Source organism: Mycobacterium sp. URHB0021 (assembly GCF_054057895.1).
Window position 1 is genome coordinate 124,971 of record NZ_JBSRZT010000002.1, and the last position, 23,443, is coordinate 148,413.

At 64.8% G+C, this 23,443-nt stretch carries 20 protein-coding genes and 3 pseudogenes; 17 read left to right on the forward strand and 6 right to left on the reverse strand.

The genetic code is table 11. From position 1 onward, the window contains the following. Positions 1-38 precede the first annotated feature (38 nt). Together ACVWWN_RS02765 and ACVWWN_RS02770 are read right to left on the reverse strand one after the other, a co-directional pair. Positions 39-1,736, reverse strand: a complete 1,698-nt coding sequence (locus ACVWWN_RS02765) for an ABC-F family ATP-binding cassette domain-containing protein (protein ID WP_457142524.1) — start codon at positions 1,734-1,736, stop codon at positions 39-41. Between the two features lie 62 nt (positions 1,737-1,798). Then, positions 1,799-2,803, reverse strand: a complete 1,005-nt coding sequence (locus ACVWWN_RS02770; protein ID WP_457142525.1) for a glycoside hydrolase family 6 protein — start codon at positions 2,801-2,803, stop codon at positions 1,799-1,801. 721 nt (positions 2,804-3,524) lie between these two features. Between ACVWWN_RS02770 and ACVWWN_RS02775 the strand changes: the two genes are divergently transcribed. From ACVWWN_RS02775 to ACVWWN_RS02815, 9 genes and pseudogenes are all read left to right on the forward strand, one after another. After that, positions 3,525-4,514, forward strand: coding sequence for a TIGR03885 family FMN-dependent LLM class oxidoreductase (locus ACVWWN_RS02775; RefSeq protein WP_457142526.1), 990 nt, complete (start codon positions 3,525-3,527; stop codon positions 4,512-4,514). Further along, complete coding sequence (locus ACVWWN_RS02780; protein WP_457142527.1) at positions 4,511-6,190, forward strand: alpha-amylase family protein; 1,680 nt, start codon at positions 4,511-4,513, stop codon at positions 6,188-6,190. Before ACVWWN_RS02775 ends, ACVWWN_RS02780 begins: the two co-directional genes overlap by 4 nt. A 148-nt stretch (positions 6,191-6,338) precedes the next feature. Then, positions 6,339-8,838: pseudogene (locus tag ACVWWN_RS02785) on the forward strand (SpoIIE family protein phosphatase). Continuing rightward, positions 8,838-9,155: an STAS domain-containing protein gene (locus tag ACVWWN_RS02790; protein WP_457142528.1), complete on the forward strand. Its 318-nt coding sequence runs from the start codon at positions 8,838-8,840 to the stop codon at positions 9,153-9,155. Before ACVWWN_RS02785 ends, ACVWWN_RS02790 begins: the two are co-directional and overlap by 1 nt. Positions 9,156-9,452: 297 nt before the next feature. Beyond that, positions 9,453-9,608: a hypothetical protein gene (locus ACVWWN_RS02795; RefSeq protein WP_457142529.1), complete on the forward strand. Its 156-nt coding sequence runs from the start codon at positions 9,453-9,455 to the stop codon at positions 9,606-9,608. A gap of 435 nt (positions 9,609-10,043) precedes the next feature. Then, a complete protein-coding gene (locus tag ACVWWN_RS02800; RefSeq protein ID WP_457148975.1) occupies positions 10,044-10,502 on the forward strand; it encodes a hypothetical protein in 459 nt (152 codons plus the stop codon). Continuing rightward, complete coding sequence (locus ACVWWN_RS02805; RefSeq protein ID WP_457142530.1) at positions 10,502-11,731, forward strand: NRAMP family divalent metal transporter; 1,230 nt, start codon at positions 10,502-10,504, stop codon at positions 11,729-11,731. The genes ACVWWN_RS02800 and ACVWWN_RS02805 overlap by 1 nt, the downstream gene beginning before the upstream one ends. After that, positions 11,728-12,135: a PRC-barrel domain-containing protein gene (locus ACVWWN_RS02810; RefSeq protein ID WP_457142531.1), complete on the forward strand. Its 408-nt coding sequence runs from the start codon at positions 11,728-11,730 to the stop codon at positions 12,133-12,135. Before ACVWWN_RS02805 ends, ACVWWN_RS02810 begins: the two co-directional genes overlap by 4 nt. Further along, the gene (locus ACVWWN_RS02815; RefSeq protein WP_457142532.1) at positions 12,122-12,496 is read left to right on the forward strand and encodes a hypothetical protein; all 375 of its coding nucleotides are present in this window, start codon (positions 12,122-12,124) and stop codon (positions 12,494-12,496) included. Before ACVWWN_RS02810 ends, ACVWWN_RS02815 begins: the two co-directional genes overlap by 14 nt. 51 nt (positions 12,497-12,547) lie before the next feature. On the opposite strand, the gene ACVWWN_RS02820 is transcribed toward ACVWWN_RS02815, so the two are convergent. After that, entirely contained in the window at positions 12,548-14,005 is a 1,458-nt protein-coding gene (locus ACVWWN_RS02820; protein WP_457142533.1) for an aldehyde dehydrogenase family protein, read from the reverse strand. A 229-nt stretch (positions 14,006-14,234) separates the two neighbouring features. Between ACVWWN_RS02820 and ACVWWN_RS02825 the strand changes: the two genes are divergently transcribed. Both ACVWWN_RS02825 and ACVWWN_RS02830 read left to right on the forward strand, forming a co-directional pair. After that, entirely contained in the window at positions 14,235-14,507 is a 273-nt protein-coding gene (locus ACVWWN_RS02825; RefSeq protein ID WP_457142534.1) for a hypothetical protein, read from the forward strand. Between the two features lie 4 nt (positions 14,508-14,511). After that, positions 14,512-14,760, forward strand: a complete 249-nt coding sequence (locus tag ACVWWN_RS02830) for a DUF6480 family protein (protein ID WP_457142535.1) — start codon at positions 14,512-14,514, stop codon at positions 14,758-14,760. A 290-nt stretch (positions 14,761-15,050) separates the two neighbouring features. Here the strand turns inward: ACVWWN_RS02830 and ACVWWN_RS02835 are convergent, their stop codons facing one another. Beyond that, complete coding sequence (locus ACVWWN_RS02835) at positions 15,051-17,162, reverse strand: catalase (protein ID WP_457142536.1); 2,112 nt, start codon at positions 17,160-17,162, stop codon at positions 15,051-15,053. Between the two features lie 264 nt (positions 17,163-17,426). On the opposite strand from ACVWWN_RS02835, the gene ACVWWN_RS02840 reads away from it, so the two are divergent. The 4 genes from ACVWWN_RS02840 to ACVWWN_RS02855 all read left to right on the forward strand — a co-directional run bounded on the left by ACVWWN_RS02840 (position 17,427) and on the right by ACVWWN_RS02855 (position 20,082). After that, a complete protein-coding gene (locus ACVWWN_RS02840) occupies positions 17,427-17,984 on the forward strand; it encodes a CsbD family protein (RefSeq protein WP_457142537.1) in 558 nt (185 codons plus the stop codon). Positions 17,985-18,012: 28 nt separating this feature from the next. After that, entirely contained in the window at positions 18,013-18,690 is a 678-nt protein-coding gene (locus ACVWWN_RS02845) for an IF2 family translation initiation factor (RefSeq protein ID WP_457148976.1), read from the forward strand. Positions 18,691-18,767: 77 nt separating this feature from the next. Beyond that, positions 18,768-18,935 (forward strand): DUF7218 family protein, encoded by a 168-nt coding sequence (locus tag ACVWWN_RS02850; RefSeq protein WP_457142538.1) that lies wholly within the window; start codon positions 18,768-18,770, stop codon positions 18,933-18,935. A gap of 19 nt (positions 18,936-18,954) precedes the next feature. Continuing rightward, on the forward strand, positions 18,955-20,082 hold the full coding sequence (locus tag ACVWWN_RS02855) for a M42 family metallopeptidase (protein ID WP_457142539.1): 1,128 nt from the start codon (positions 18,955-18,957) through the stop codon (positions 20,080-20,082). A gap of 146 nt (positions 20,083-20,228) precedes the next feature. Here ACVWWN_RS02855 and ACVWWN_RS02860 read toward each other — a convergent pair whose 3' ends face one another. After that, positions 20,229-20,444 carry a hypothetical protein gene (locus ACVWWN_RS02860; protein ID WP_457149467.1) on the reverse strand — a complete coding sequence of 72 codons (216 nt, stop codon included), beginning with the start codon at positions 20,442-20,444 and terminating at the stop codon, positions 20,229-20,231. On the opposite strand from ACVWWN_RS02860, the pseudogene ACVWWN_RS02865 reads away from it, so the two are divergent. Then, positions 20,355-21,483: pseudogene (locus ACVWWN_RS02865) on the forward strand (carboxylate-amine ligase); the annotation flags it as partial. The gene ACVWWN_RS02860 and the pseudogene ACVWWN_RS02865 overlap by 90 nt on opposite strands. Positions 21,484-21,516: 33 nt before the next feature. On the opposite strand, the pseudogene ACVWWN_RS02870 reads toward ACVWWN_RS02865, so the two are convergent. Continuing rightward, positions 21,517-22,127 (reverse strand): annotated as a pseudogene (locus tag ACVWWN_RS02870) (alpha/beta hydrolase-fold protein). 478 nt (positions 22,128-22,605) lie between these two features. On the opposite strand from ACVWWN_RS02870, the gene ACVWWN_RS02875 reads away from it, so the two are divergent. Then, complete coding sequence (locus ACVWWN_RS02875; protein WP_457142540.1) at positions 22,606-23,079, forward strand: FHA domain-containing protein; 474 nt, start codon at positions 22,606-22,608, stop codon at positions 23,077-23,079. Positions 23,080-23,443: the final 364 nt, after the last annotated feature.

Here is a 23,443-nt window from a genome sequence, read left to right on the forward strand (position 1 = left end):
CGGCTTCCCTCGGTAAACGCACAGCGAGTTGTCGATCTTCAGGCCGGTGACGGGCGCGGGACGACATCCGGCCACAACTCGGCAACATGACCGTTGTCGACCAGCCACGAGCGATCCAACCGAACGTTCTGCAACATCCGGCGGTCATGTGTCACCAACAACAACGCGCCGTCATAGGTTTCGAGGGCCTGTTCGAGCTGCTCGATGGCGGCGAGATCGAGATGGTTCGTCGGCTCGTCGAGAACCAGCACATTCGTCCCACGGGCCTGCAGCAGCGCAAGGCCGGCGCGGGTTCGCTCGCCGGGGGAAAGCTCGTCGACCGCGCGTTCCACATGGTCGGCGCCCAGCCCGAACTTCGCAAGTAGGGTGCGCACGTCGGCGGTCGTCCATGACGGCACATGCTGCTCGAAGCGATCGACGAGTCGCCCCGGACCAGTGAAATCTGCCCGCGCCTGGTCGATTTCGCCAACGGCGACACTGGCGCCCATACTGGCGCGGCCCTCATCGGGCCGTCGGCGGCCCAGAAGTAGCCGCAGCAATGTCGACTTTCCGGCCCCATTGGGGCCGGTGATCCCGATCCGCTGGCCGGCATCCACCTGTACCGACACCGGTCCCAGGACGAAGTCGCCTTGCCTCACAACGGCATTGTCGAGTGCTGCAACGACCGAGCTCGAGCGCGGCGCGACTCCGATGGTGAACTCGAGTGTCCATTCCTTGCGAGGTTCGGCGACCTCCTCGAGGCGGGCGATCCTGCTCTCCATCTGACGCACCTTCTGCGCCTGCTTCTCGCTGGACTCCGAGGCCGCCCGGCGCCGGATCTTGTCGTTGTCGGGCGCCTTGCGGATCGCGTTGCGAACACCCTGGCTTGACCACTCCCGCTGGGTGCGTGCGCGCGCCACCAGGTCGGCCTTCTTCTCGGCGAACTCTTCGTATTGTTCTCGCCGGTGCCGGCGGCCGACCTCCCGCTCCTCGAGATAGCTTTCGTAGCCGCCGCCGAAGACGGTGGTGGTGTTCTGGGCCATGTCCAATTCGAGGACGCGGGTGACGCTACGGGCGAGGAACTCCCGATCGTGACTCACCAGCACCACACCACCACGAAGGTCGCGGACAATGTGCTCCAGCCGATCGAGTCCGTCGAGGTCGAGATCGTTGGTCGGCTCATCGAGCAAGACGATGTCGAACCGCGACACCAACAGCGCCGCCAACCCCACCCGCGCCGCCTGCCCACCAGACAGGGCGGTCATCATGGTCAACTCCGGCCGCACCGTATCGGAACCCAGTCCCAGGTCGGCCAGAACTGCCGGCAACCGTTCGTCGAGGTCCGCCGCCCCGGCAGCGAGCCAGTGATCCAATGCAGCAGAGTAGGTTTCGGCCGGATCCACATCCGCAGAACTCTGACCCGGGTCTGCCAATGCCGCGGCCGCTGCTTCCATGGCCTGCGTCGCCTCCGTGCATCCCGTGCGCCGCGCGATGTACGCGGTGACGGTTTCCCCAGGGATCCGCTCGTGCTCCTGCGGCAGCCACCCGACGAAGGCGTCGGCGGGCGCGAAGCTGACAACGCCGTCAAGCGGCTCGAGATCCCCGGCCAGAATTCGCAGCAATGTGGTCTTGCCCGCGCCATTGGCGCCCACGACTCCGATGACATCGCCCGGGGCAACAGTCACGTCGAGCCCCTCGAAGAGAGTGCGGTGGGCGAATCCGCCGGCCACGTTCTTCGCGACAAGCGTTGCGGTCATGGCTCTATCGTCGCACCAGCGCGTCGCCGGACACCGACGGCTGCGGCAGACGCTTGCAAGTCCTACTGGCCCGCGTTGCGGGCCAGGTCGATGACGTACTGGTCGATGAATGTGCCCGCCGGAGGATCTCCGCGGTCACACGATCCGTCGGACTCACCGACACGCTTGATCCACAGATAGGCGTCGGCGTGCGCGCCCGCGGTAGCCGCGGTGGGCGGGGTGCCCAGTGCTCGGCCATTGGGGTTGCACCAGTCGAGCGGAGCGTCGGGCGCTGGCCCGGCGCCGTTGCGCGACGTGTCGATCACGTAGTGGGAACCGTTTGTGAGCCCGGAAATCGCCTCGCCGTAACCAATTTCATCCTCGGTGGTGAAGAAGTTGGCGGTGTTGAGGCTGAAGCCCCGCGCGTGATCCACACCGGCCTGGTTGAGCCTGGCAGCCATGTCGTCGGCGCTGTGCCAGCGCAAATGGCCAGCGTCGATGTATACGGCCGCGGCCGGATTGCGGCTCAGCGTGTCGACGGCGTAGCGAATCAAGTCGAATCGTTCCTGGCGTTGGTCACCCGAGAGGCAATCGGCCATGGCCAGCGCATCGGGTTCGAGGATGACCGCCGCCTTTGAAGCGCCCAGATCGGTGGCGATGCCGTCGATCCACGCGCGGTACTCTGCGCCCGTCGCGAACCCTCCTGCGGCAAAGCTGCCGCAGTCCCGGTGCGGGATTCCGTAAAGCGCGAGCACCGGGATGGCGCCGGCAGCCTGCGCGTCACTGGTGTACTTCGCGACCGTGGCTGCGGAAGATCCCGGAACGATCCAGTAGGCCTGCGGCGTGTTGGCGACGGCGGTCAACTCGGGACTCGGCGGATCGGCGCTCTGCGCCGCGCGCATGGCCACCGATGTGGGATTGACGTAGAAGGGCATTCCGGCCAGCGGGTTGGCGTCGTCGGCCAAGCGCACCGCCGGGCCGGAAGCGACCTGCACCGGGGCGCTGACGAGACCGATACCGGCAACGGCCGCAACTGCCAGGAGGGGCGCGATCCACCGCGCGACTGCATCAGCAGCTGAGGACATCACGCCAGGAAAATTAGCGCTCCAACGCGGTCAGCGCCAATCGCTGACAGCAGGTGACGGCCCGTCGCGTGTCGATGCCGTCGGACCCGAGCGTACTTCTGGACGGCCGGCGACCTGGGGAACAGCTTTCGGTATATGGTCGTCCGTCTATATAGGCTGCGCCCGACGGGTCCAGTGCACGGCCGTTGCCTCGCAGTCGGCGGGCCTGGGCGATCAGTGCGGCATCGCGGCCGACGGAGTGGCGAGTCCGCGGCTTTCGTGCCGCCACGGCCTGCGTGTTGACGGCTTGCCCCACGCCGCCGTAGCGCCGGTTTTACTCGGGCGTCAGCGCCGCCCCTGGCTCGTCGGGGGTGCGACTGGATTCGTCATAGCGCCCGACGGTGCACTGGTATGCGCCGTGTACTCCAGCGGAGCTATCGGACGTTTGGTTCCCGACGATGTGGCCGGACTCGTCGCCTACCACGCCCGAACTTCACGCCAGTAATGCCGGGCACAGCTGCGAGCGCGGGCGCAATGGCTTCGACGCCGGCCGTGCCGAGCGCTGCCGCGACTGCCACTTACCAGATGACAGCTGCCCGCAAGAGCTCCGTGTGAGTGGCTGAACGTCGATCGTCTTCCGTCATGACGGCATGAGGGGCGCGGTTGGCGATGCCGGCGGAGTCCACATGCGGGCAATTAGCTGACGTTGACGTAAGCGGCGCTGAGAACGGGTACCACGTAAGCCATGCCGGTCATCGGATTTCACTGTTCGCACGAACAGGTCAGCCCCGCGCAGCTTCTCCGCGATATCCAACGGGCGGAACAGGCCGGCTTCACCGCGGGTATGTCTTCCGACCACTTCAGTCCGTGGAGCACACGACAGGGCGAGTCGGGCTTCGCCTGGGCGTTCCTCGGTGCTGCACTGGCGACGACGGACCTGCCGTTCGGCGTGGTCAACGCACCCGGACAGCGTTACCATCCAGCGATCATCGCCCAGGCCATCGCAACGCTCGCGCAGATGTTTCCCGGTCGGTTCTGGGCGGCGCTCGGCTCGGGCGAGGCGTCCAACGAACGGGTTACCGGTGAGGGATGGCCGCGGAAGGAAGTGCGTGATCGGCGGCTCGTCGAGTGCGTAGAGGTCATCCGACGGCTGCTACGCGGCCAGGAGGTCACGCATGAGGGCCTCGTCCACGTCAACCGGGCACGACTCTGGACGCTGCCCGAGACAGTTCCCGACCTCGTTGGCCCGGCCGTGACTCCCGAGACCGCAGCGCGCCACGCTGCGTGGGCGGATGGCTTGATCACCGTCAACCAGTCCGAGCAGACACTGCAAAAAGTCCTGGGCGCCTACCGGGAGGCCGGGGGGCGGGGTCCTGCCCGCCTGCAGATACACCTCAGCTGGGCACCCACGGACGAGGAGGCGCTGGCCATTGCCCACGACCAGTGGCGTAACAACGTCTTCGCCCCTCCGGTGTGCTGGGACATCGAAACCGTCGAGGCATTCGACGTGATCGGCGAGGCCGTCACAGCCGAGCGGGTGAAACAGTCCGTGCGAATCTCGAGCGACCTCGCCCAGCACGCTGACTGGCTCCAGCAATACCTCGACCAAGGCTGGGAGGAGCTCTATCTGCACTTCGTCGGTCAGGACCAGGCCGGCTTCATCGACGCGTTCGGCCAGCACGTGCTGCCCCAGCTGTCCCCGACGGCTCCGCGGTCGACGGCGGCGCTCGCATGAGAAAGATCGACACGGGCGACCTCTGGTGGAAGAACGCCATCTTCTACTGCGCCGACGTCGAGACGTTCTACGACTGGAACGGCGATGGGTGCGGTGACATCCGAGGCATGACCGAGCGCATCGAGTACCTCTCCGACCTCGGTATCACGTGCCTGTGGTTGATGCCTTTCTATCCCACTGCTCGCAAGGACGACGGCTACGACATCATCGACTTCTTCGGCGTCGATCCGCACCTCGGGAACCTCGGCGACTTCGTCGAACTCGTGCGCACGGCCCGGTCGAACGGGATCCGAGTCATCATCGACTTCGTCATGAACCACACTTCCGACGCTCACCCGTGGTTCAAGTCCGCCCGCCGCAGCAAGGACGACCCGTACCGCGACTACTACGTGTGGAGCGCGACCGAGCCCAAATCCAGCGTGAAGGACGTCGTCTTCCCCGATCAGGAGGACAGCCTATGGCAGCTCGAACCCAAAACAAGCGAGTGGTACCTGCACCACTTCTACAAGCACCAGCCCGACCTCAACATTGCGAATCCACAGGTGCAGGAAGAGATCTCGCGCACCCTCGGGTTCTGGCTCCAGCTGGGTGTGTCGGGATTCCGGGTCGACGCCGTTCCGTTTCTCTTCGCCAAGGACGGCGCGCCGGGCGATCCGGGGGTATTCGACCCCAGCCAATACCTCGGCGACGTCCGCAACTTCGTAACCCGCAGAGTGGGAGATGCCGTTCTACTCGGCGAGGTGAATGTTCCCTATAAGGACCAGAAGGCCTTCTTCGGCGGCCCCGACGGCGATGGGCTCAACATGCAGTTCGATTTCATCGGGATGCAGAACATCTATCTCTCGCTTGCCCGCGGCGACGCCCGGCCCATCGCCAAGGCCCTGCGGCAGCGACCGGCGCTCGACGTGACCAGCCAGTGGGCCAATTTCGTGCGCAACCACGATGAGCTCACCCTCGACAAGCTGACCGACAACGAGCGCCAGGAAGTGTTCGACGCGTTCGGCCCCGACACCGGCATGCAGCTCTATGGGCGCGGCCTCCGCCGAAGACTGCCCTCGATGCTCGGCGGTGACGATCGCCGGATGCGGATGGTCTATTCACTGGCGTTCTCCCTGCCGGGGACGCCCGTGTTGTTCTACGGCGAGGAGATCGGCATGGCCGAAAACCTCGACGTTGCAGGTCGATTCGCGGTGCGCACCCCCATGCAATGGACCGGCGGCGACAACGGCGGCTTCTCCAACGCGCCGAAGCGGCGGCTTCCGCGTCCGTTGCCGGACGGCCTCTACGGCCCGGAACGCATCAACGTAGCGGACCAGCGTCACGACCACCGATCCTTCTGGTGGTTCATCCGTGACCTCATCTACACGTATCGCCAGCAGCCGGAAATCGGATGGTCGATACCGGAGATCTTGAAACAGCCCAACCGAGCGGTCCTTGCCCATCTGTGTCGGGAGAAGTCCGGCTGGGCGATGGTCGCGCTGCACAACTTCGGGCCGGACAGCTGCATCGTGCCGATCCAGCTCGAGGACGTGCCCCCAGGGTGCATTCTCATCGACCTGCTCGACGGCCTCTCGGAGCACGCGCTCGACGCCGACGGGCGGATCGAAATCGGCATGGAACCCTTCGGATATCGGTGGCTGCGCCTGCGCCGGCCCTCGGACGACCCGATCATCTGAGGTGCCGGCGCGGTGAGCGATGCGAACCGGACCGCTGCCAGGCTCAAAACCGAAGAAGGTCCGAGCCTGGCGACTAGGTTGGTGCGATGGACTACGCACGGGGTAGATCCGCGTGCACTGGCAGGGCCGGCGCGAGCGCGTGAGCGGAATGCAGGAGCGGGTTGGCGAGCTGGTAGCCGCTCGCGACCAGATGGAACAGCTGGTACGGGCAATCGTCGCGATCGGTTCTGATCTGGACCTGGATGTGACCTTGCAGCGACTCGTCAATGCGGCCAAGGAGCTGAGCGGTGCCCGCTACGGCGCGCTGGGCGTGCGCGCCGCCGACGGCACCATGGGCGCTTTTCATCCGCGCAGGAATCGGCAACGAGACGGCGCACCGCCTCGCTGATCTACCGGTAGGTGATGGGCTTCGCGTCGATGATGTGAGTGCTCATCCGCAGGCTGCGAGGCTGTACGGACAAGACCCGCCGATCCGGGCGCTGCTCGGTATACCGATCACGGTCCGGGCAGTCGACTTCGGTGTCCTGTATCTGGCCGACGACCGGCCTGGCCGAGGGTTTTCCGATTCCCACGAGGGCGCCGTGCGGACTTTGGCGCGGGCGGCCGCGGCAGCCATCGACAATGCGCGACACTTCGAGCGAGAACGTGAATCGGCGAAATGGACGAAGGCCAGTCGCGAGATCACCACCGCGCTGCTGTCGGGCGACCCGCAGACGGGGCCGTTGCAGCTCATCGTGAACCGGGCGTTGGAGTTGGCCGATGCCGAGCAGGCGATATTGCTCGTTCCGACGGAGCCCGATCTACCCCTGGACGACGTCGAAACCCTTGTCGTGGCCGCGACATCGGGCCGGTACGCCTCGCAGGTGATCGGTCGCCAAGTCCCTATGGACGGCTCCACCACCGGCGGTGTTGCGCGTCGCGGTCTGCCTCTCATCACCGATTCGTTCCAATATCCGATCGAGGGGTTCACCGATGTGGGAGAACGCTCGGCGATCGTCATGCCACTGATTGCCGATGACACGGTGCTGGGGGTCATCGCCGTCGCGCGCCGCCCGCAGCAGCCGCCCTTCGACGACGATTACCTCGACCTCGTCAGCGACTTCGCCCGACACGCTGCCATCGCGTTGGCGCTGGCGGCGGGTCGCGAACACGCGCTCAATCAGGAGCTGTCCCAAGCAGACAGCGTCGATGACGCACTGAACACCGCGGCTGAGGAACTGCGCAGACTGTGGCGGGCGCGCCGCGTCCTTGCCGTCACCTTCCCGACCCACAGTCCCTCACTGGAAACCGCACCGAAGGTCGTTTCGGTCGGCGAGGCAACGCAGTGGGCCGACGTTCCATCGCAGATACGAGACACCCTCGGCGCGTTACGCGACGGCGACCTACTCACGCCGAATCTCTCCCAGCCCGGGACGGCGGGCATCGCGATGCAGCATCCCGAGGGAGTGCTCGTCGTCTGGATCGATCTGGCCGAGGAGCGGTCGTTCACCCTCGAGGACCAGACCCTGCTGACCGTGCTGGCAGGCCGCCTCAGCCAGGGCCTGCAGCGGGTGCACCAGGTCGATCAGCAGCGCGAAACCGCCTTGGCGCTGCAGCACGCAATTCTCGGCCCTGCCGATCTACCGCCCGGATTCGCGGTGCGCTATCAGGCCGCCTCCCGGCCCCTTCAGGTGGGCGGTGACTGGTACGACGTCGTCGACGTGGAGGACGGACGCATTGCGCTGGTTGTCGGCGACTGTGTCGGCCATGGCCTTGCTGCGGCTACCGTGATGGGTCAAGTGCGCAGTGCGTGCCGCGCGCTGCTGTTCGACAACCCAAGCCCCAGTGCCGCACTCGCGCGAATGGACCGCTTCGCTGCACGGCTGCCCGGCGCCCAATGCACGACCGCCGTCTGCGCGGTACTCAACCCCGACACCGGTGAACTGGTGTACTCCAGCGCCGGGCACCCGCCACCCATCCTCGTCCACGCCGACGGCACCATCCAACTCCTCGAAGATGGTCACACCATCGCCTTGGGCATACGACAAGGCCGGCCGCGCCCCGAAGCCCGCGTGACGATGCCAAGAGGCGCGACCCTGCTGCTCTACACCGACGGTCTGGTCGAACGCCGACGTGTTGCCCTGGAGCAAGGCATCTCTCGCGCAGCCGAATTGGTTCGCGAGCTCACCGCCTCCCCACTGGAAGAGATGGCGAAACAGATCATGTCGCGTCTCGCTCCAAGCGGCGGTTACCAGGACGACGTCGCCCTTCTCCTCTACCGCCATCCAGCACCGTTGGAGCTGAAGTTCCCCGCACACGTCAGCCACCTCGCACCCACGCGCGCCGCTCTGCGCAGCTGGTTGGGCCAAGCCCGGCTGGACCCGAATCAGGCTATGGACGTGCTCATCGCCGCCGGAGAAGCCGTCGCCAACGCCATCGAGCACGGCCACCGCCACAGTCCGGAGGGCACAATCAGCATGCGGGCTATCGCATTGGTCAACGAGGTGCAGTTGACGATCACCGACACCGGCTCGTGGAAGCTTCCACAACCGACTCCCGAACCTCATCGTGGCCGGGGTATTACGCTCATGCGACGGCTCATGCACGACGTCACCATCGACCACGGAACCGCCGGAACCACAGTGCACCTATCCGCGAGAATCATCTGATGCAAACGTCGCTCACCCTCGACACCGCGCGCCGCACGGACGGAGAACTCGTCCTTACCGCGGCGGGGGAGATCGATCTGAGCAACATCGAGGCGTTCAAGCAGTCCCTCACCGAGGCCGCCGGCAGCAGCGAAACGGTTAACCTCGACTTCGCCGCTGTGGAATACGTGGACAGCGCCGCCATCAATGTCTTGTTCGCCCACGCCGACAACATTCACAAACTCATCGCCCACCCCCTCCTGATGAACATCCTCAGCGTCAGCGGCCTGACCGAACTGGTCACCATCGAAGCCGCGCCACCGACAGCAGGACGTTGACGCAACGGCACTGGTGCCGTTCATTGCGCTGGCGCACCCGCGGACGCGGTCGGTATTGCTGAGCAGTCAGCGGGGCGACCGCCACTGGTTCGCGGAGGCCGGCGAGATTGCCGTTACAGCACTCGGATCGCGGACAAGCGTCAGATGTCCGAGACTGCAGGCCATCTCACACGCCGAGATTGCTCAGGACGATTCACTGTGACGAAAGAGCGTGCCGCGGGGATAGTTTGAATTCAACGGGTTTGGCAACTCTCTGTGCGACAACACGACAGTCCTACGTTTCGGATCGGATCGACCATGATCGTGCTCGGCATCATCCTGCTCGTGATCGGCTACTTCACCAGCCTGTCCATTCTCTACACCATCGGCGCAATCCTCATAGTGGTCGGCATTGTGCTCTGGATCCTCGGCGCAGTCGGGCGACCGGTCGGCGGTCGAAAAGTCTGGTTCTAGCCTCCCGCTTTCAGGCCGGCAGGTCATCCTGAGGAAGCAAGGAGACCGCCATCCCCGTGGTTGTCGTCTCCCTCCTCTATAGGTGTGTCGACTGTCGGGCGAACCGATGGCCAAGTCCTGCATCGCTTTTGCATCGATTGCCTGAAACCAAAGGTTGTGTTTCGGCCGCGCACTGAAGGTTTGATGACGTGTCTGCCGGGGCAACTAACGGATCAGTGGGCGGCGGCAGTGAGGGATGACTCTGGCGTCGCCTGCAAGGCGGTCCCCTGGGGTTCATCCCCTTTGTTAAGACGCTAGCGTTGCCCCGCTGACCGTCGCTCCCGTCTGCAGACACACATTCGACATGCCTCGTACGCGAACCATGTCGCGGTGCGACACACCGATCTCATCCGGTGTCCAGCCGGCTGGGTGCGCGACGATGGGTCGGTGTCGACGATGACCAGCCGCGCGCCGGCGCTGATCCGCGCGGCCTCTTTGGTCGTGGTCGTGATCGCAATGCCGCTGCTCATCCTCACCAGCTGTCCTGCCAATCGGGATGGTATGCCGGGCCGGCTGGCCGCAGCGATGCAAGAGACCGTTGCGGCGGCGCGCTCGGGCGCGCTCGCGTTGCAGCTGTGGACCCAGGACCGCTCCACCCGACAACTGGTCAACGTGCAACTGACCGACGCCCGCGACGAAGTGATCAAGGCCTATCAGGGCATCGCCGAGCTGCGCGCCGAAGATCCCGTCGACGTGCGCCGACAGGCGATGCTCACCGCATCGATGACCACATTCATCGGTGACCTCAATGCCGCCTCCGCCGCGGTGCGTGGCCTGCCCGACCAGCCCGACCTCCAGGTGCTGCACGGGCGACTGCTCGACGGCGCTGATGCATTGGAACGCGATTACCGCTGATGACCAGGATTTTCGCGGTCGCGCTCGGCATCCTCACCGCCATCGGCGGCTTCCTCGACATCGGCGATTTGGTCACCAACGCCGTCGTCGGATCCCGGTTCGGGCTGGGCTTGGCCTGGGTGGTGGTCGTCGGGGTGATCGGAATCTGCCTGTATGCGCAGATGGCCGGTCGAGTGGCGGCGGTCAGCGGCCGTGCCACCTTCGAAATCATCCGGGAACGCCTGGGCCCCCGCATGGCCGCCGCGAACCTCGGCGCCTCCTTCTTCATCAACCTGATGACCGTGACCGCCGAGATCGGCGGTGTGGCGTTGGCCCTGCAACTGGCGACCGACGTGGGACCGCTGCTGTGGGTGCCGGTCGCCGCCTTCGCCATCTGGATCGTGATTTGGCGGGTGCGCTTTTCCATCATGGAAAACGTCACCGGCCTGTTGGGGCTGAGTCTGATCATCTTCGCCGTCAGCCTGTTCGCGTTGAAACCCGACTGGGGACAGCTGGCCCACCAGGCGCTCGCACCGCTAATCCCCGGCACCGAATCCGCCGCCACCTACTGGTACTACGCGATCGCTTTGTTCGGGGCCGCGATGACCCCCTATGAGGTGTTCTTCTTCTCCTCGGGCGCCGTCGAGGAAAAGTGGACGGTCAAGGACCTTGGCACTTCTCGACTCAACGTGCTGGTGGGTTTCCCATTGGGCGGTGTGCTGTCAGTGGCGATCGCGGCGTGCGCCGCGGTGGTCCTGCTACCCGGCCAGATCGAGGTGACTTCTCTGTCACAGATCACCATGCCGGTCCTGGAGGCCGGCGGCCAACTTGCCTTGGCGTTCACCATCATCGGGATCGCCGCCGCGACCTTCGGCGCCGCCCTGGAGACCACGCTGTCCTCCGGGTACACGCTGGCGCAGTTCTTCGGCTGGGCGTGGGGCAAATTCCGCCGCCCCGCCGACGCAGCCCGCTTCCACGTGGTCATGCTGATTGTGGTGGTGGTCTGCGCAGCGGTGCTGTTCACCGGTGTCGACCCCATCCTGGTGACCGAATACTCGGTGGTGTTCTCGGCGATCGCGCTGCCGTTGACCTACCTGCCGATCCTGATTGTGGCCAACGACCCCGGATACATGGGCGAATACGTCAACGGTCGCGCGCTCAACATCGCAGCGTCGGTCTACCTCGTCATCATTCTCGCCGCCTCACTGGCTGCCATTCCCCTGATGATCGTCACCGGGGCTGGCCAATGACGTCCTCCCGCAATAACTTTCCCGACGCGCCGCGCCCGCAGGGACGACTGGTCGACGCCCGCCTGCATCTGCTGGATCGTCAGTTATTCGATGCCGACGAAGCACCCGTCGGCATCGTCGATGACCTCGACATCGACATCCCTACGAAGCTCGACATCGCCGTCTCGGCCCCCGCACCCCCGGTGACCGGGATCCTGACCGGGCAGGTGCTGGCGACCAGAATCTTCGGCGGGCGGCCCCCACGTTCGAAGCTACAAGCGATTCCGTGGCGGTTGATCACCAAGATCGGCACCGTGGTCCAACTCAGTTCTTACGGAGAGGATCTGGAATCGCTGTGGATTGAACACTGGCTGCGCGACCACCTTATTCGGCACATTCCGGGGGGTCGCCGTGCAGCTCAGTGAGCTCCTCCAGCTGCCGGTGTGCGACGCCGCCGGCAGACAGGTGGGCACCGTCGTCGATGTTCGCCTGGCGATCGGCGGCGACCTCGACGACCGACCCGATGAGCCGACATTGTTCGGGCTGATCATCAGCCCGCACACGCAGTCTTCTTACCTGGGCTACGAACGCTCCGACGCCCGGCGCCCGGCACTCCTCGCGGCACTGCTGCGTTGGCGCCACCGCGGCACCTTTCTGACGCTGTGGCACGACATCGCGCGCGTCAGCACCGACTCGGTCGTGTTGCGGCAGGGCTTCGAGCGCTACTCACCGGTGTTGCGCGACGATGACAACCGCTCGCCCGGCGAACACCAAAATTCCAGCTGAGTATCGCCGCCGAGGCGGAGCCGGTGCACATGCCGTCGACAATTCGGCCGGCTAGATGGCGTATGTCCTGGGTTCGTGCTGAACTGACACCCAATGCTCGGTGGTGAACTCGTCGATCGCCCAGTGCCCGCCGAATCGTCCGATACCGGAGGCTTTCTCACCACCGAATGCGGTATTCGCATCGTCGTTGACCGGTGAATCGTTGACGTGGGTCATACCCGCATCGACGCGTCGGGCGAAGCGCACCGCCCTGTCGACGTTCCTGCTGAACACTGCCGAGGACAGTCCGTACTCCGTGTCGTTGGCCAGCCGAAGTGCGTGCTCATCGTCGTCGGCACGAATGATCGTGATCACGGGACCGAAGACCTCCTCGCGTGCAGTCGCGACGTCGTTCGTGCCGCTCAGGACGTGCGGTGGCAGGCACAGGCCGGTCGGTCCGAACGGTTCGCCGCCGAGCAGCAACTCGGCTCCCCCGTCCAGTGCACGTCTGACTTTGTCCTGAATGCTCTCCAGCTGTGAAGAGTTGATGATCGGGCCCAGCTCGGTCTGCGTATCTCGCGGGTCACCGACTTTGAGTGCGCGTACTCGGTCGAGGAAGCGTGGCACGAACTCGTCCAGTACTGACCCGTCGACGATGATCCGGTTGGCGATCATGCAGATCTGCCCCTGATGGAAGAACGAACCGAATACGGCCGCTCCCACGGCCAGGTCCAGATCGGCATCATCGAGCACCACCAGGGGACCGTTGCCGCCGAGCTCCAGCGCCAGGCGTTTCACGCCCGCCTTGCGAGTGATGCCTTCGCCGACAGCGGTCGAGCCGGTGAAGGACACCACCCGCGCCGCCGGATGCGTCACGATCGCATCACCGATCTGCGAGCCGGCACCCACCAGCACCGACAGTAGGCCCGGCGGCAGGCCGGCTTCCTCGAAGATCCGGGCGAGCAGCAGACCGCCCGTCACCGGAGTTTCGCCGGCGGGTTTGAGGACCACAGCGTTGCCCACCGCCAACGCAGGCGCCACAGATCGGTTCGACAACTGCAAGGGGAAGTTCCACGGTGAAACGACCGCAACGACGCCGACGGGCCGGCGATACACGCGGCTCTCCTTGCCCGCAATATCGGATGGCATGATCCGCCCCTCGACGTGATGCGGCATCGAAGCTGCTTCGGCCATCACCGAGCGCACCAGGCTCCATTCGAGTTCGGCCCTGGCTACGGTGGCACCCGTCTCGCGTACCAGCCAGCCGACGATCTCCTGCTTGCGCGCGGTCATGATCTCGCCGGCGGTCTTCATCACATCGGCACGGGCCATCGGCGGCTGCGCCGCCCAATCCTGCTGAACATCCGCGGCGGCGGCGTAAGCCTCGTCCAGATCATCGGTGTCGGCCTGCGGAATCCTGGCCAGGGTGTCACCGCTCCACGGGTCGGTGCTGGTGCGGTTCTCGCCCGACGATCCGGCACGCCAGCGCTTGCCTATCGGCATGGTGCCGAAATCGGGATACGCAATCATTGCGGTATCACGTCGGAATTTCTTCAGCGGCCTCGACCACAGCAGCGGGCACGTGTGCGCTCCTCTCGTCGCTTCTGTGAGACCGAACTACCCCTTCTGGACCGTCTTATGCGACTGATTACTTAGCGAGTCGAGGTTTCAACCCGCTCGAATGTGGAATTTCGTCCTGACCCCGATCAGTGACGTCCGGCACCGAACAAACCAGGAGTTCACCATGTGAATCACCGCAATGCCGTTACCGGTCTTGCGCCTGCAGTATCGGATCGCACGGGTGCCGCTGGAGTTGTTCGACAAGCATTTCGTTTACCGCATGGATTCGGAGGCACCGGCCCGCCTGCTGTACGAGCGTTCGGTTGGAGCGTTGGATATCACTGTCGGCAACATGCTTCGCGACCCGAGGCTACGGTTGCGCGGTACCGCTCTCGCCGATCGTGGCGCCGCGTTGGCTTACACAGCGGCGCTCGACGCTCCTGCTGCGGCCTCTAGAGAAAACAGGTCGTGACCCCGTGACTGATCTTCCGCCAGACCCCGATCCCGCGAACACCCCAGGCGTTGAGCCAGGCGGAGGCGTGGCGCCCGGAGATACGCCTCCGGACTCGGCGCAGACGTCGGCTACGCCCAACCCGGATCCGCCTGCTCGGCAGAAGCTGACACCCACTGGCGTCGCGACCTTCGCTGCCATCGCACTGTTCGTGTTGCTCTTCGTGGCAACGGCAGTGTTTCTGACACTGAAGATCGCGGGCGTATTCGATTGAGCGCCGACACGCCACTACTCGCCGGCCGATGGCCATCGAGGTTTCTGCCGACGGCTTTTCGCGACCCTACTGAACTCTCCTGCTGTCGGCTTTGGCGTTCGTATGCGGGGGTCGCCGGGGCGGACTGTTGCAACGATTGAGTTTGATCATGAAAGCTGTTGTGCGGCCAGGTGTTGGCCAAATCACGGTGGACGATGTGGCGGATCCGCGATCGAAGGGCCGACAGATGCAACCCGATAATCCTTTCGATACCGACTTTTGGCACCGAGGGGATTGTCGGGGGTCACCAGTCAGCGCACCGGTGCGACCGCAGAAGCCATCACGTCGACAGCGCGGTCCCACACACGATGCAGGCCGACCGCGCGCGCCAGCGCGTTGGTGAATGATCTATCGACTTTGTCGGCGGTGAGCACGCCCGGGGCATCGAGCCCGATACCCGCGGCGATCAGCGCCGCTGTTCCGTCACCCCACGCGGACAGCGGTTTGCAGTGCCGGAACGCCTCCTGCAGCAGGACGACCAGTTTGATGTCGTGGGTGGGCTTCATCCCGTCCGCGACGACGAGCGCGTCATATTCGATCGACCGCGCCGTCAGGAGCGTCCGCTCGACGATCACGCTGCGCCGGCCCGATTTGAGCACCCCGCCAAGGGGGGCCGTCACCAGGGGTGTCGCTCCGAGGCCTTGAATCGACTGCACCAATTTGGTGACCCCCGCCAGGTCCGAGTCGGCGCCGGCGATGATGCCGATCTTGCGGCCATCGATCGGCCCTGGTGTCTCGACCACCTGCGACAGCGCTGGCGAGACGAACACGTCCTTCGGCGGATTACCTTTGGGTGCAGGCAATCCCAGCCCGATGGCCACCTGCTTACATAGATCGGCATCGACATTGGCCAGCACCTCCAGCTGTCGTTCCTTGATCGCCTGCTCGTAGCATTTCCCGAGTTCAAACGTGAACGCCTCGATGATGTGCACCTTCTCGATTTCAGTGAGGCTGCGATAGAACATGGCCGGTTGCGTGAAGTGGTCATCGAACGACGCCGGCTGTGCGCGGACCGTCGGACCTTCGACCAGCCGCGGACTCTGCACATAGCCGCCCTCGCCGGCATCGGCCACAAGCGGTTCACCGTCATCGATGCTGTTCGGCCGGTACGGTGCCTGCCCGGTGTGGATTGCGTTCTGGTGCATGCCATCGCGCAGCATGTCGTTCACCGGGCAGTGCGGCCGGTTGATCGGCAGCTGGGTGAAGTTCGGACCTCCGAGGCGGGTGAGTTGCGTGTCGAGGTACGAAAACAGCCGGGCCTGCATGAGCGGGTCATTGGTGGGCTCGATACCCGGCACGAGGTTGCCGGTGTGGAACGCGACCTGTTCGGTCTCGGCGAAGAAATTGGTCGGATTGCGGTTGAGCGTCAGCTTCCCGACCAGCTGAACGGGGACCATCTCCTCGGGCACGATCTTGGTCGGGTCGAGCAAGTCGATGCCCTCGAAGCTGTCTGTGCCGTCGTCGGGCATCACCTGGATGCCGAGTTCGTACTCGAGATGGGCGCCCGCCTCGATGCCGTCGGCCATGTCCCGCCGATGGAAGTCCGGATCGCAGCCGGCGGCGATCTGCGCCTCCTCCCAGACCAGGGAGTGCACCCCGGCGACCGGCTTCCAGTGGAACTTGACCAGGCTGGTCTTCCCCTTCTTGTCGACGAGACGGAAGGTGTGCACGCCGAACCCCTCCATGCTGCGATACGAGCGGGGAATGCCGCGGTCACTCATGTTCCAGAACACATGGTGGGTGGCCTCGGTGTGCAGTGACACGAAGTCCCAGAAGGTGTCGTGTGCCGATTGCGCCTGCGGGATCTCGCGGTCGGGGTGCGGCTTTCCGGCGTGAATGATGTCGGGAAACTTGATGCCGTCCTGGATGAAGAACACCGGGATGTTGTTGCCGACCAGGTCGAAGTTGCCCTCGTCGGTATAGAACTTGACCGCGAAACCTCGAGTGTCACGCACGGTGTCGGCGGAACCGCGTGACCCGAGGACTGTGGAGAAACGGCAGAACACCTCCGTCCTCTTGCCCTTCCGGCTCAAGAAACCGGCCTTGGTGACCGACGCCGCGGTGCCGTAGGACTCGAAGACCCCGTGCGCCGCCGCCCCGCGGGCGTGGACCACTCGCTCGGGGATGCGCTCGTGGTCGAAGTGAGTGATCTTCTCTCGGAGGTGGAAGTCCTCGAGCAGTGACGGGCCCCGATCGCCGGCTTTGAGCGAGTGATCGGTGTCGGGAAGCCGCAGACCCTGCGCAGTGGTGAGGTATCTGCCGGACTGGGCACGCGGATCTACGTCTGTCACTTCGCCATTGGTGTTTCCCGTCGCACTGGTTCGCTTCGGGGCGGTCTGATCAGGTTGGCGGCGAGGTGGCATGGGGCGCTCCTGGGCTGTGGTCCGTAGACGGATGGGGTCCGGTTACCCGGATACCGCGATTCCAAGCAACAGGACTCGCTCCACTCGTCGGTCTCTGCCGTCGCCGCGGATATGAGGTTTGGCCCTATCGGTGCGGGGTAAATCGATCTCTTGAGCGGCTACAGCTCGCTGGTCGTCCATGGCCATCGGGGGTGCGTCCCCCAACCCGCAGGAAACTCAGCCAACGCTATGAGCGTGTTGAGCTATGTCATCTAGGAGGTTCAGATGTCCAAGCACGAGAGGGCCGACCAGGCACGTAAGGGCCTGATCGACTCGGTCAAGGGAAAGGCGAAGGAGGTTGTGGGCGCGGTCACCGGGAACGACTCCCTGACCTCCGAGGGGCAGCTCGAACAGTCGCAGGCCCAGCAGCGCAAGGAAGCGAACAGCGTAGAAGCTGTGGCCGATGCCGAGGCGGAGCAGGCCCGTGCCGAAAAGGCGAACGCTCGGGTCGAAGGCGCCCAAGAGCGAATTGCGGTGAACGCCGAGACCGCGGCCGTTGAGCACTCGGTGCGAGAGCAGCAGGCCGCTCAGAAACGTGCGGCCGAAGAGGCCGCCCGACATGACGCCGGCAGAGCGAAGACCCGCGCCGATCTCGACGCGCAGCACGAGATCCAGCGCGCCAAGGCCGAGGAACGCGACGAAGTCCGCGCCGCAGCCGAGGAAGCTGTCGATGCCGAGGCAGAACACCAGAGCTCGGTGCAGGCGGCCACCAACGCGCAACGGGAGGCCGACCGCATCAGGCGAGAGACCGACAAATTGTCCAACGAAGCCGACTTGCCCTGAGCGTCGGCCACATACACAGGAGTTGTTGATGAAAATCGCGGAAATTCCCTTCGTGGTATTGCGTCTTCAGTATCAGATTGCCCGGCTGCCGCTTCAGCTCATCGAAGATCAAGTGGCGGCCCGGCTGGATTCAGAGGCACCCGTGCGGTTGCTCTACGAACGTTCGTTCGGCGCGCTCGACGCGACGGTCGGCGCCCTGCTCGGCGATCCGGAGTTGGCGCAGCGCGGCTCGGCGCTCGCCGAGCGCAGTAATGCGCTCGGCAAGGCAGCCCGGCTCGACGCGGCCGCCACCCGGAAACGGCAGGAGGCGGACGCCAGATTGGAAGACACGCGCGAGGAAGTGGTGAGCGATATCAATGACGCGCACGCCGCGACGGAGCAGCAGGCTGATGACGCCCGTGCCGCTGCCGGCCAGCGCAAGCGTGCCGCTGACGAGGTGGCCACCAAGCGCACCGCCTCCGCCACGAAGCGCGCCGACGAGACAGCGGCGCAACGCCAGAAAGCGGCTGAGTCGGCGAAACGCCAGGAAGAGGCGAAGTCCCGGGCGGTCGAGGACGCGGCCACCACGGCCGCCGAGTCCAAACTCGACGACGCTCAGTCGAAACGCGGCACAGCGGAGGCCAAGCGCGCGGAGGCCGACCGCGTCGAGGAACTCGCCGAGGTCGAGAAGGAGACGCGGCATTCTGATTCGGTCAACAACAGCTGACGCGGCATGAACGCTGTTAGGTGTTCCCGCCGCAGGAAGGGGTATCCAGCGGCAACGTGGGTTGGAGGAGTCCGCAAATGGCAAAAGATCACGGACCAAGCGTCCAGGACGACAAGCAGTACGAGGGGCTGCGAAAGAAGGGGATGAGTAAGTCGCGGGCGGCGGCGATTGCCAACTCGCCCGGAGCGTCCAGTAAGGGCGGCAAGAAGGCGGCGGGCCGCAAGGGCGGCAAGAAGTCGAGCTGATCGCTTTACGGTCACCTAGATGGTGCACCGTCGACAGGAGTACAGGAAGATAGCTGTGTCCTACGGACACTCATCGCTGGACCGCGCCCTTCTCCAAGAGCTGCTGTCGACCTACGGCCCTTCCGGCCAAGAGGATGCCGTCCGCGACGTCTGTCATCGCGAGCTCCAGAAATGTGTCGACGAAACGTGGATCGACCCAGCCGGAAACCTGATTGGTCGGATTCGCGGGAAAGCACCTGCGGACAATGCGCCGCCGATCAAGGTCATGGCCCACATGGATGAGTTATCCATGCTCGTCAAGCGACTCGAGCCCGACGGTTCTCTTCACCTGACACCGTTGGGAACCATGTACCCGGCCAACTTCGGCCTGGGTCCGGTCGCGGTGCTGGGCGATAACCGGACGCTGTGCGGGGTGTTGTCGCTGGGCTCGGAACATACCACCAAAGAAAGCCAACGGATCTGGGAGACGAAGCCCGATCAAGGTGACAAGTCGCTGGACTGGACGCACGTCTATGTGTTCACCGGTCGCACACCGCACGAGTTGACGTCGGCCGGCGTGCGGCCGGGCACCCGCGTGTGTATCGACGGTAGCAAGCGCACGTTGGTGGAGGTCGGCAACTATTTCGGGTCCTACTTCATGGACGATCGCGCGCCGATCACAGCTCTGTTGCAGGCGGCGCGAGCGCTGCGCGAGACAGGACAGCGCCCGACCGGTGATGTCTACCTTGTTTTCACAACGAGCGAGGAGATCGGCGGTGTGGGCGGCTCCTATGCCAGCCGCACGCTTCCCGGTGAGCTCACCCTGGCTTTAGAAGTGGGTCCCACCGAGGCGGAATACTCCACGACTGTCAGCGGCGGCCCGATCGTCGTCTACAGCGATGCGCAATGCATTTACGACAAGGACATCGCCGACCGGCTGATGGACATTGCGACGACACTCGGCCTGTCGCCGCAACCCGCCGTTCTCGGTGCATTCGAGTCCGACGCATCTCACGCGAAGGCAGCCGGGCTCTCGCCTAAGGCGGGTCTCCTCTGCTTGCCGACGTTGAGCACACACGGCTACGAAGTCATTGCGCGCGAAGCGATCCCGGCTATGGCTGGTGTAATCGTCGAGTTCCTACGCCTTGATGCCGAGGCGGTGTCCTAGGGCTTCAGTGGCGGTCGCGTCCCGGTACCCGGCGATCGAGCCCGATCGGATGTCCGTACTGGACCCTGCATGTTTTAGACCAATCCACCCGCACCGTCCCCACGAGAGACCCGCGATTATGGGGTCCCGATCCGACCGATGATCCCTCACGCCAAAGGCTGCACTCGCAGCTCGAAGCCCGTAACCGAAAGGATGCGGGAGCGGATGTTTACCGGCTGACGGTCAGGTAAATACTCCATACCGCTGCCATCGCCCGAGAGAAAAGGGGCGCCATGCGGACACTCGGCATTGAGGAAGAATTTCACCTCGTCGATCTTGAGACCCGCGAGCTCACCGGGCAGGCAGGCGAACTGCTGATGCACTTGTCCGACAGTTATGTTGCCGAGCTGCAATGCTGTGTGGTCGAGTACAACAGCGCCGCCGTCGGCACGCTCAACGACCTGCGCAACGGTCTTGTCGCCCACCGCAAGACCCTGGTAAAAGTAGCTGCCCAGATGGGAATCGGTGTGATCGCCGTCGGCTCGGTCCCATTGGGGGCGCCCGCCGAGTCGCAGGTCACCCACACCGACCGTTACCTGCACATGCTCGCTGACTACCAACTGCTCGCCCGGGAGCAGCTCGTCTGCGGCACCCAAGTACATGTCAGCGTCGACGACCGCGACGAGGCGGTAGTCATCGCGCAACGCGTGGCGCCGTACCTACCCGCGCTCCTGGCACTCAGCGCGAGCTCACCGTTTCAGGCCGACGGCGCCGACACGGGATACGCCAGCTCGCGGACCCTGAGGGTCCAGCGGTGGCCGACCACGGGGCTGGCCGCGCCGGTGCACACCGCCGCCGAATATGATCAGCTGGTCGACGACCTGGTTGCCACCGGTGTGATCACCGATGCCGGCATGGTGTACTTCGATGTCCGGCTGGCTAATTCAGCGCCCACGCTGGAATTACGCATCTGTGACAGTTGCCCGTCGGTCGACACAATCATGCTTATCGCCGGGCTGTTCCGGGCATTGGTCGACCACGAGAGTGAAGGACTACGCGCCGCCATTCCCGCGCTCACTGTCTTGCCGCCGCTGGGCCGCGCAGCGGTATGGCGAGCGGCGCGATCAGGCCTTGAAGGTGAGCTCGTCGATCTGGCCGGCCCGATCAGCCGGCCCGCGGCGGCCGTGATCACCGATCTGGTGAATCGGCTGCGGCCCCAGCTGGAAGCCGTCGGCGACTGGGACGACATCGCCCTCTTGACTCGACAGGCGCTGGCGTCAGGTACGTCGGCGGCACAGCAGCGCAAATCGCTACGGCGGCGCGGTCATCTCTCCGACGTCGTTGACGATCTGATCGCCAAAACCGCAGCGGGAACATGCGATTGACGTGTCGCCATCACCGGTCGGCGGTGCAGATAGCGGCCCCTCAGGGTCACAGAGCTGGGGCACGATCCTGCTAGGCGATGGTCCGCACGATGTCGGGCTTCAGGGCGTCCAGCTGTGCGCCCCAGTAGCCCCAGCTGTGTGTGCCGTTGGGCGGGAAGTTGAACGTTGCGTTCGACCCGCCGGCGCTGGTGTAGGCATTCCGGAAGGCGACATTGCTGTCCTTGGTCAGGCCTTTGAGGAAGGTGGCGGGCAGGTTGGCTCCGCCCAGTTCGTTGGGTGTGCCGTTGCCGATGTATACCCAGATCCAGGTGCCGTTGGAGGCGAGTCTTCCGGCGTGCAGTATCGGCCGACGGTCGGCGCCTCCCAGTTGGTGTAGAAACTCGACATACCACCGACGGGCATGACCACGGACACGCCCGACTGGGAGAACTTCTCGAACGCGTTGGTCTCGATGTCCCAGCCGCTGTTGTCGTCACGAGCCCGCAGCCCGTCGGGCAGGTACACCACGTGTGAAGCGCCGGGCTGGAACCGAACCAGGACAGTGCGGCCCATCGCCGCCGAGGGAACCATCAGGTCCTCGACCGGTAAACCTGCCGGTGAATACGCGTTGGCGGTCGCCGAATTACCGGCGAGGCCAATCACTCCCGGGAGCGCGGCCGCTGCGACCGCGGCGACCGCCAGCCGGCGCGCCCATCCCCCGAAATTCCTCTAGCTACTGTCATCTGTCCACGCCCATCTGTGGGGCAAAGCGCCGCAAGTGTTGCCAGTAGATCGCGACGGGCTGATCACCAGATCCCGCGAGCCGGTTGCCGCTTTTCGCAATCACCGTCAATGGGATCCCCCTGTCCCCCTCGCTTTCTCGCTGCGAGGGAACCCAATCGTGGCAGCACCGACACCTTCTCAGCTGGAAGCAGGGTCGACTTCCCGTTCACAGGACCGATACGGGCAGCTCAGCGCGGGCTGGAATCCATTCTTACGCAATGCTGATGTCCGGCACATCGGTCATCGGCGACGCGGCGTGAAACCGCGCCCCCGGATGTTGAGCGAGTACTGAGACCGGCGTCACGGCGGTCGGCGCGCGTCATCCGCCACGTCACGGGTATCCGTAGCGGTGAGGACGGCTCCAGCGCCGGCCATCGCACGGAAGGAGTCCGCCGCCATGACAGTCGGCAATCACGACCGCACGACCATCGATATCGCCGACGTCCCCACGAATCCGTTCCCGCGAGACATCCCGGTGAAGACGGGTGACGCGCTGACACCCCCCGACCGCGGGGGGATCGGAATCGGGTCCCCGCTGCCGGACGGCGCGCTGCTGATAGTTGAACGGGGTCCGGATGCCGGTTCCAGGTTCTTGCTTGACCAGCCGGTGACATCGCTAGGCCGACATCACCGTAGCGACATTTTCCTCGACGACGTCACGGTGAGTCGCCGGCACGCAGAGCTGCAGCGGATCAACGGCCAAGTTCGAGTGATCGATCTCGGCAGCCTCAACGGCACATACGTCAACGGGGATGCCATCGAGTCGGCCGTCCTCGTTCATGGTGACAAGCTGCAATGCGGAAAGTTTCGGCTGACATTCTGGCTGCACCCAGAACCCATGGACGCACCAGACAATCGAATCAGTCCCTGAGGGTCATCAGCCTTCCGCGACGGACGTTGATCGCGGCAGGAGCGAGTCCGGGCAGGCGCAACATTCGCAGGGCATGGGCGTCTCGCAGGGCTCGCGTCGGCGGCTAATCGATCTTCGTCACGCTGTGCAGTGAGGGCTGGGTCGTCGGCCGTGACAGCGCCGACCCGGTCTCCAAGGAATACGAGTCCCGCTTCGCGTTCACCGGTGGCCGCCGCATCCACGTCGTTGGTCTACGACATCGCTTTCGACGCCTACGTCGACCTGGAACGGCGCCTGGCAGCGATGCTGGCCCGCGATTGAACCGTATTGAGAGCGACAGAAGTCAGGTGGGCACATGTCGGCGAAGCCGATCGGCATGTGGTGC

Coding starts and splice junctions, on each gene's coding strand:
- ACVWWN_RS02775 (WP_457142526.1), top strand. CDS start 3,525: ATGCCGGTCATCGGATTTCACTGTTCGCACGAACAGGTCAGCCCCGCG.
- ACVWWN_RS02790 (WP_457142528.1), top strand. CDS start 8,838: ATGCAAACGTCGCTCACCCTCGACACCGCGCGCCGCACGGACGGAGAA.
- ACVWWN_RS02845 (WP_457148976.1), top strand. CDS start 18,013: ATGAAAATCGCGGAAATTCCCTTCGTGGTATTGCGTCTTCAGTATCAG.
- ACVWWN_RS02840 (WP_457142537.1), top strand. CDS start 17,427: ATGTCCAAGCACGAGAGGGCCGACCAGGCACGTAAGGGCCTGATCGAC.
- ACVWWN_RS02765 (WP_457142524.1), bottom strand. CDS start 1,736: ATGACCGCAACGCTTGTCGCGAAGAACGTGGCCGGCGGATTCGCCCAC.
- ACVWWN_RS02875 (WP_457142540.1), top strand. CDS start 22,606: ATGACAGTCGGCAATCACGACCGCACGACCATCGATATCGCCGACGTC.
- ACVWWN_RS02820 (WP_457142533.1), bottom strand. CDS start 14,005: ATGATTGCGTATCCCGATTTCGGCACCATGCCGATAGGCAAGCGCTGG.
- ACVWWN_RS02825 (WP_457142534.1), top strand. CDS start 14,235: ATGCCGTTACCGGTCTTGCGCCTGCAGTATCGGATCGCACGGGTGCCG.
- ACVWWN_RS02855 (WP_457142539.1), top strand. CDS start 18,955: ATGGTGCACCGTCGACAGGAGTACAGGAAGATAGCTGTGTCCTACGGA.
- ACVWWN_RS02800 (WP_457148975.1), top strand. CDS start 10,044: ATGACCAGCCGCGCGCCGGCGCTGATCCGCGCGGCCTCTTTGGTCGTG.
- ACVWWN_RS02805 (WP_457142530.1), top strand. CDS start 10,502: ATGACCAGGATTTTCGCGGTCGCGCTCGGCATCCTCACCGCCATCGGC.
- ACVWWN_RS02850 (WP_457142538.1), top strand. CDS start 18,768: ATGGCAAAAGATCACGGACCAAGCGTCCAGGACGACAAGCAGTACGAG.
- ACVWWN_RS02835 (WP_457142536.1), bottom strand. CDS start 17,162: ATGCCACCTCGCCGCCAACCTGATCAGACCGCCCCGAAGCGAACCAGT.
- ACVWWN_RS02810 (WP_457142531.1), top strand. CDS start 11,728: ATGACGTCCTCCCGCAATAACTTTCCCGACGCGCCGCGCCCGCAGGGA.
- ACVWWN_RS02795 (WP_457142529.1), top strand. CDS start 9,453: ATGATCGTGCTCGGCATCATCCTGCTCGTGATCGGCTACTTCACCAGC.
- ACVWWN_RS02780 (WP_457142527.1), top strand. CDS start 4,511: ATGAGAAAGATCGACACGGGCGACCTCTGGTGGAAGAACGCCATCTTC.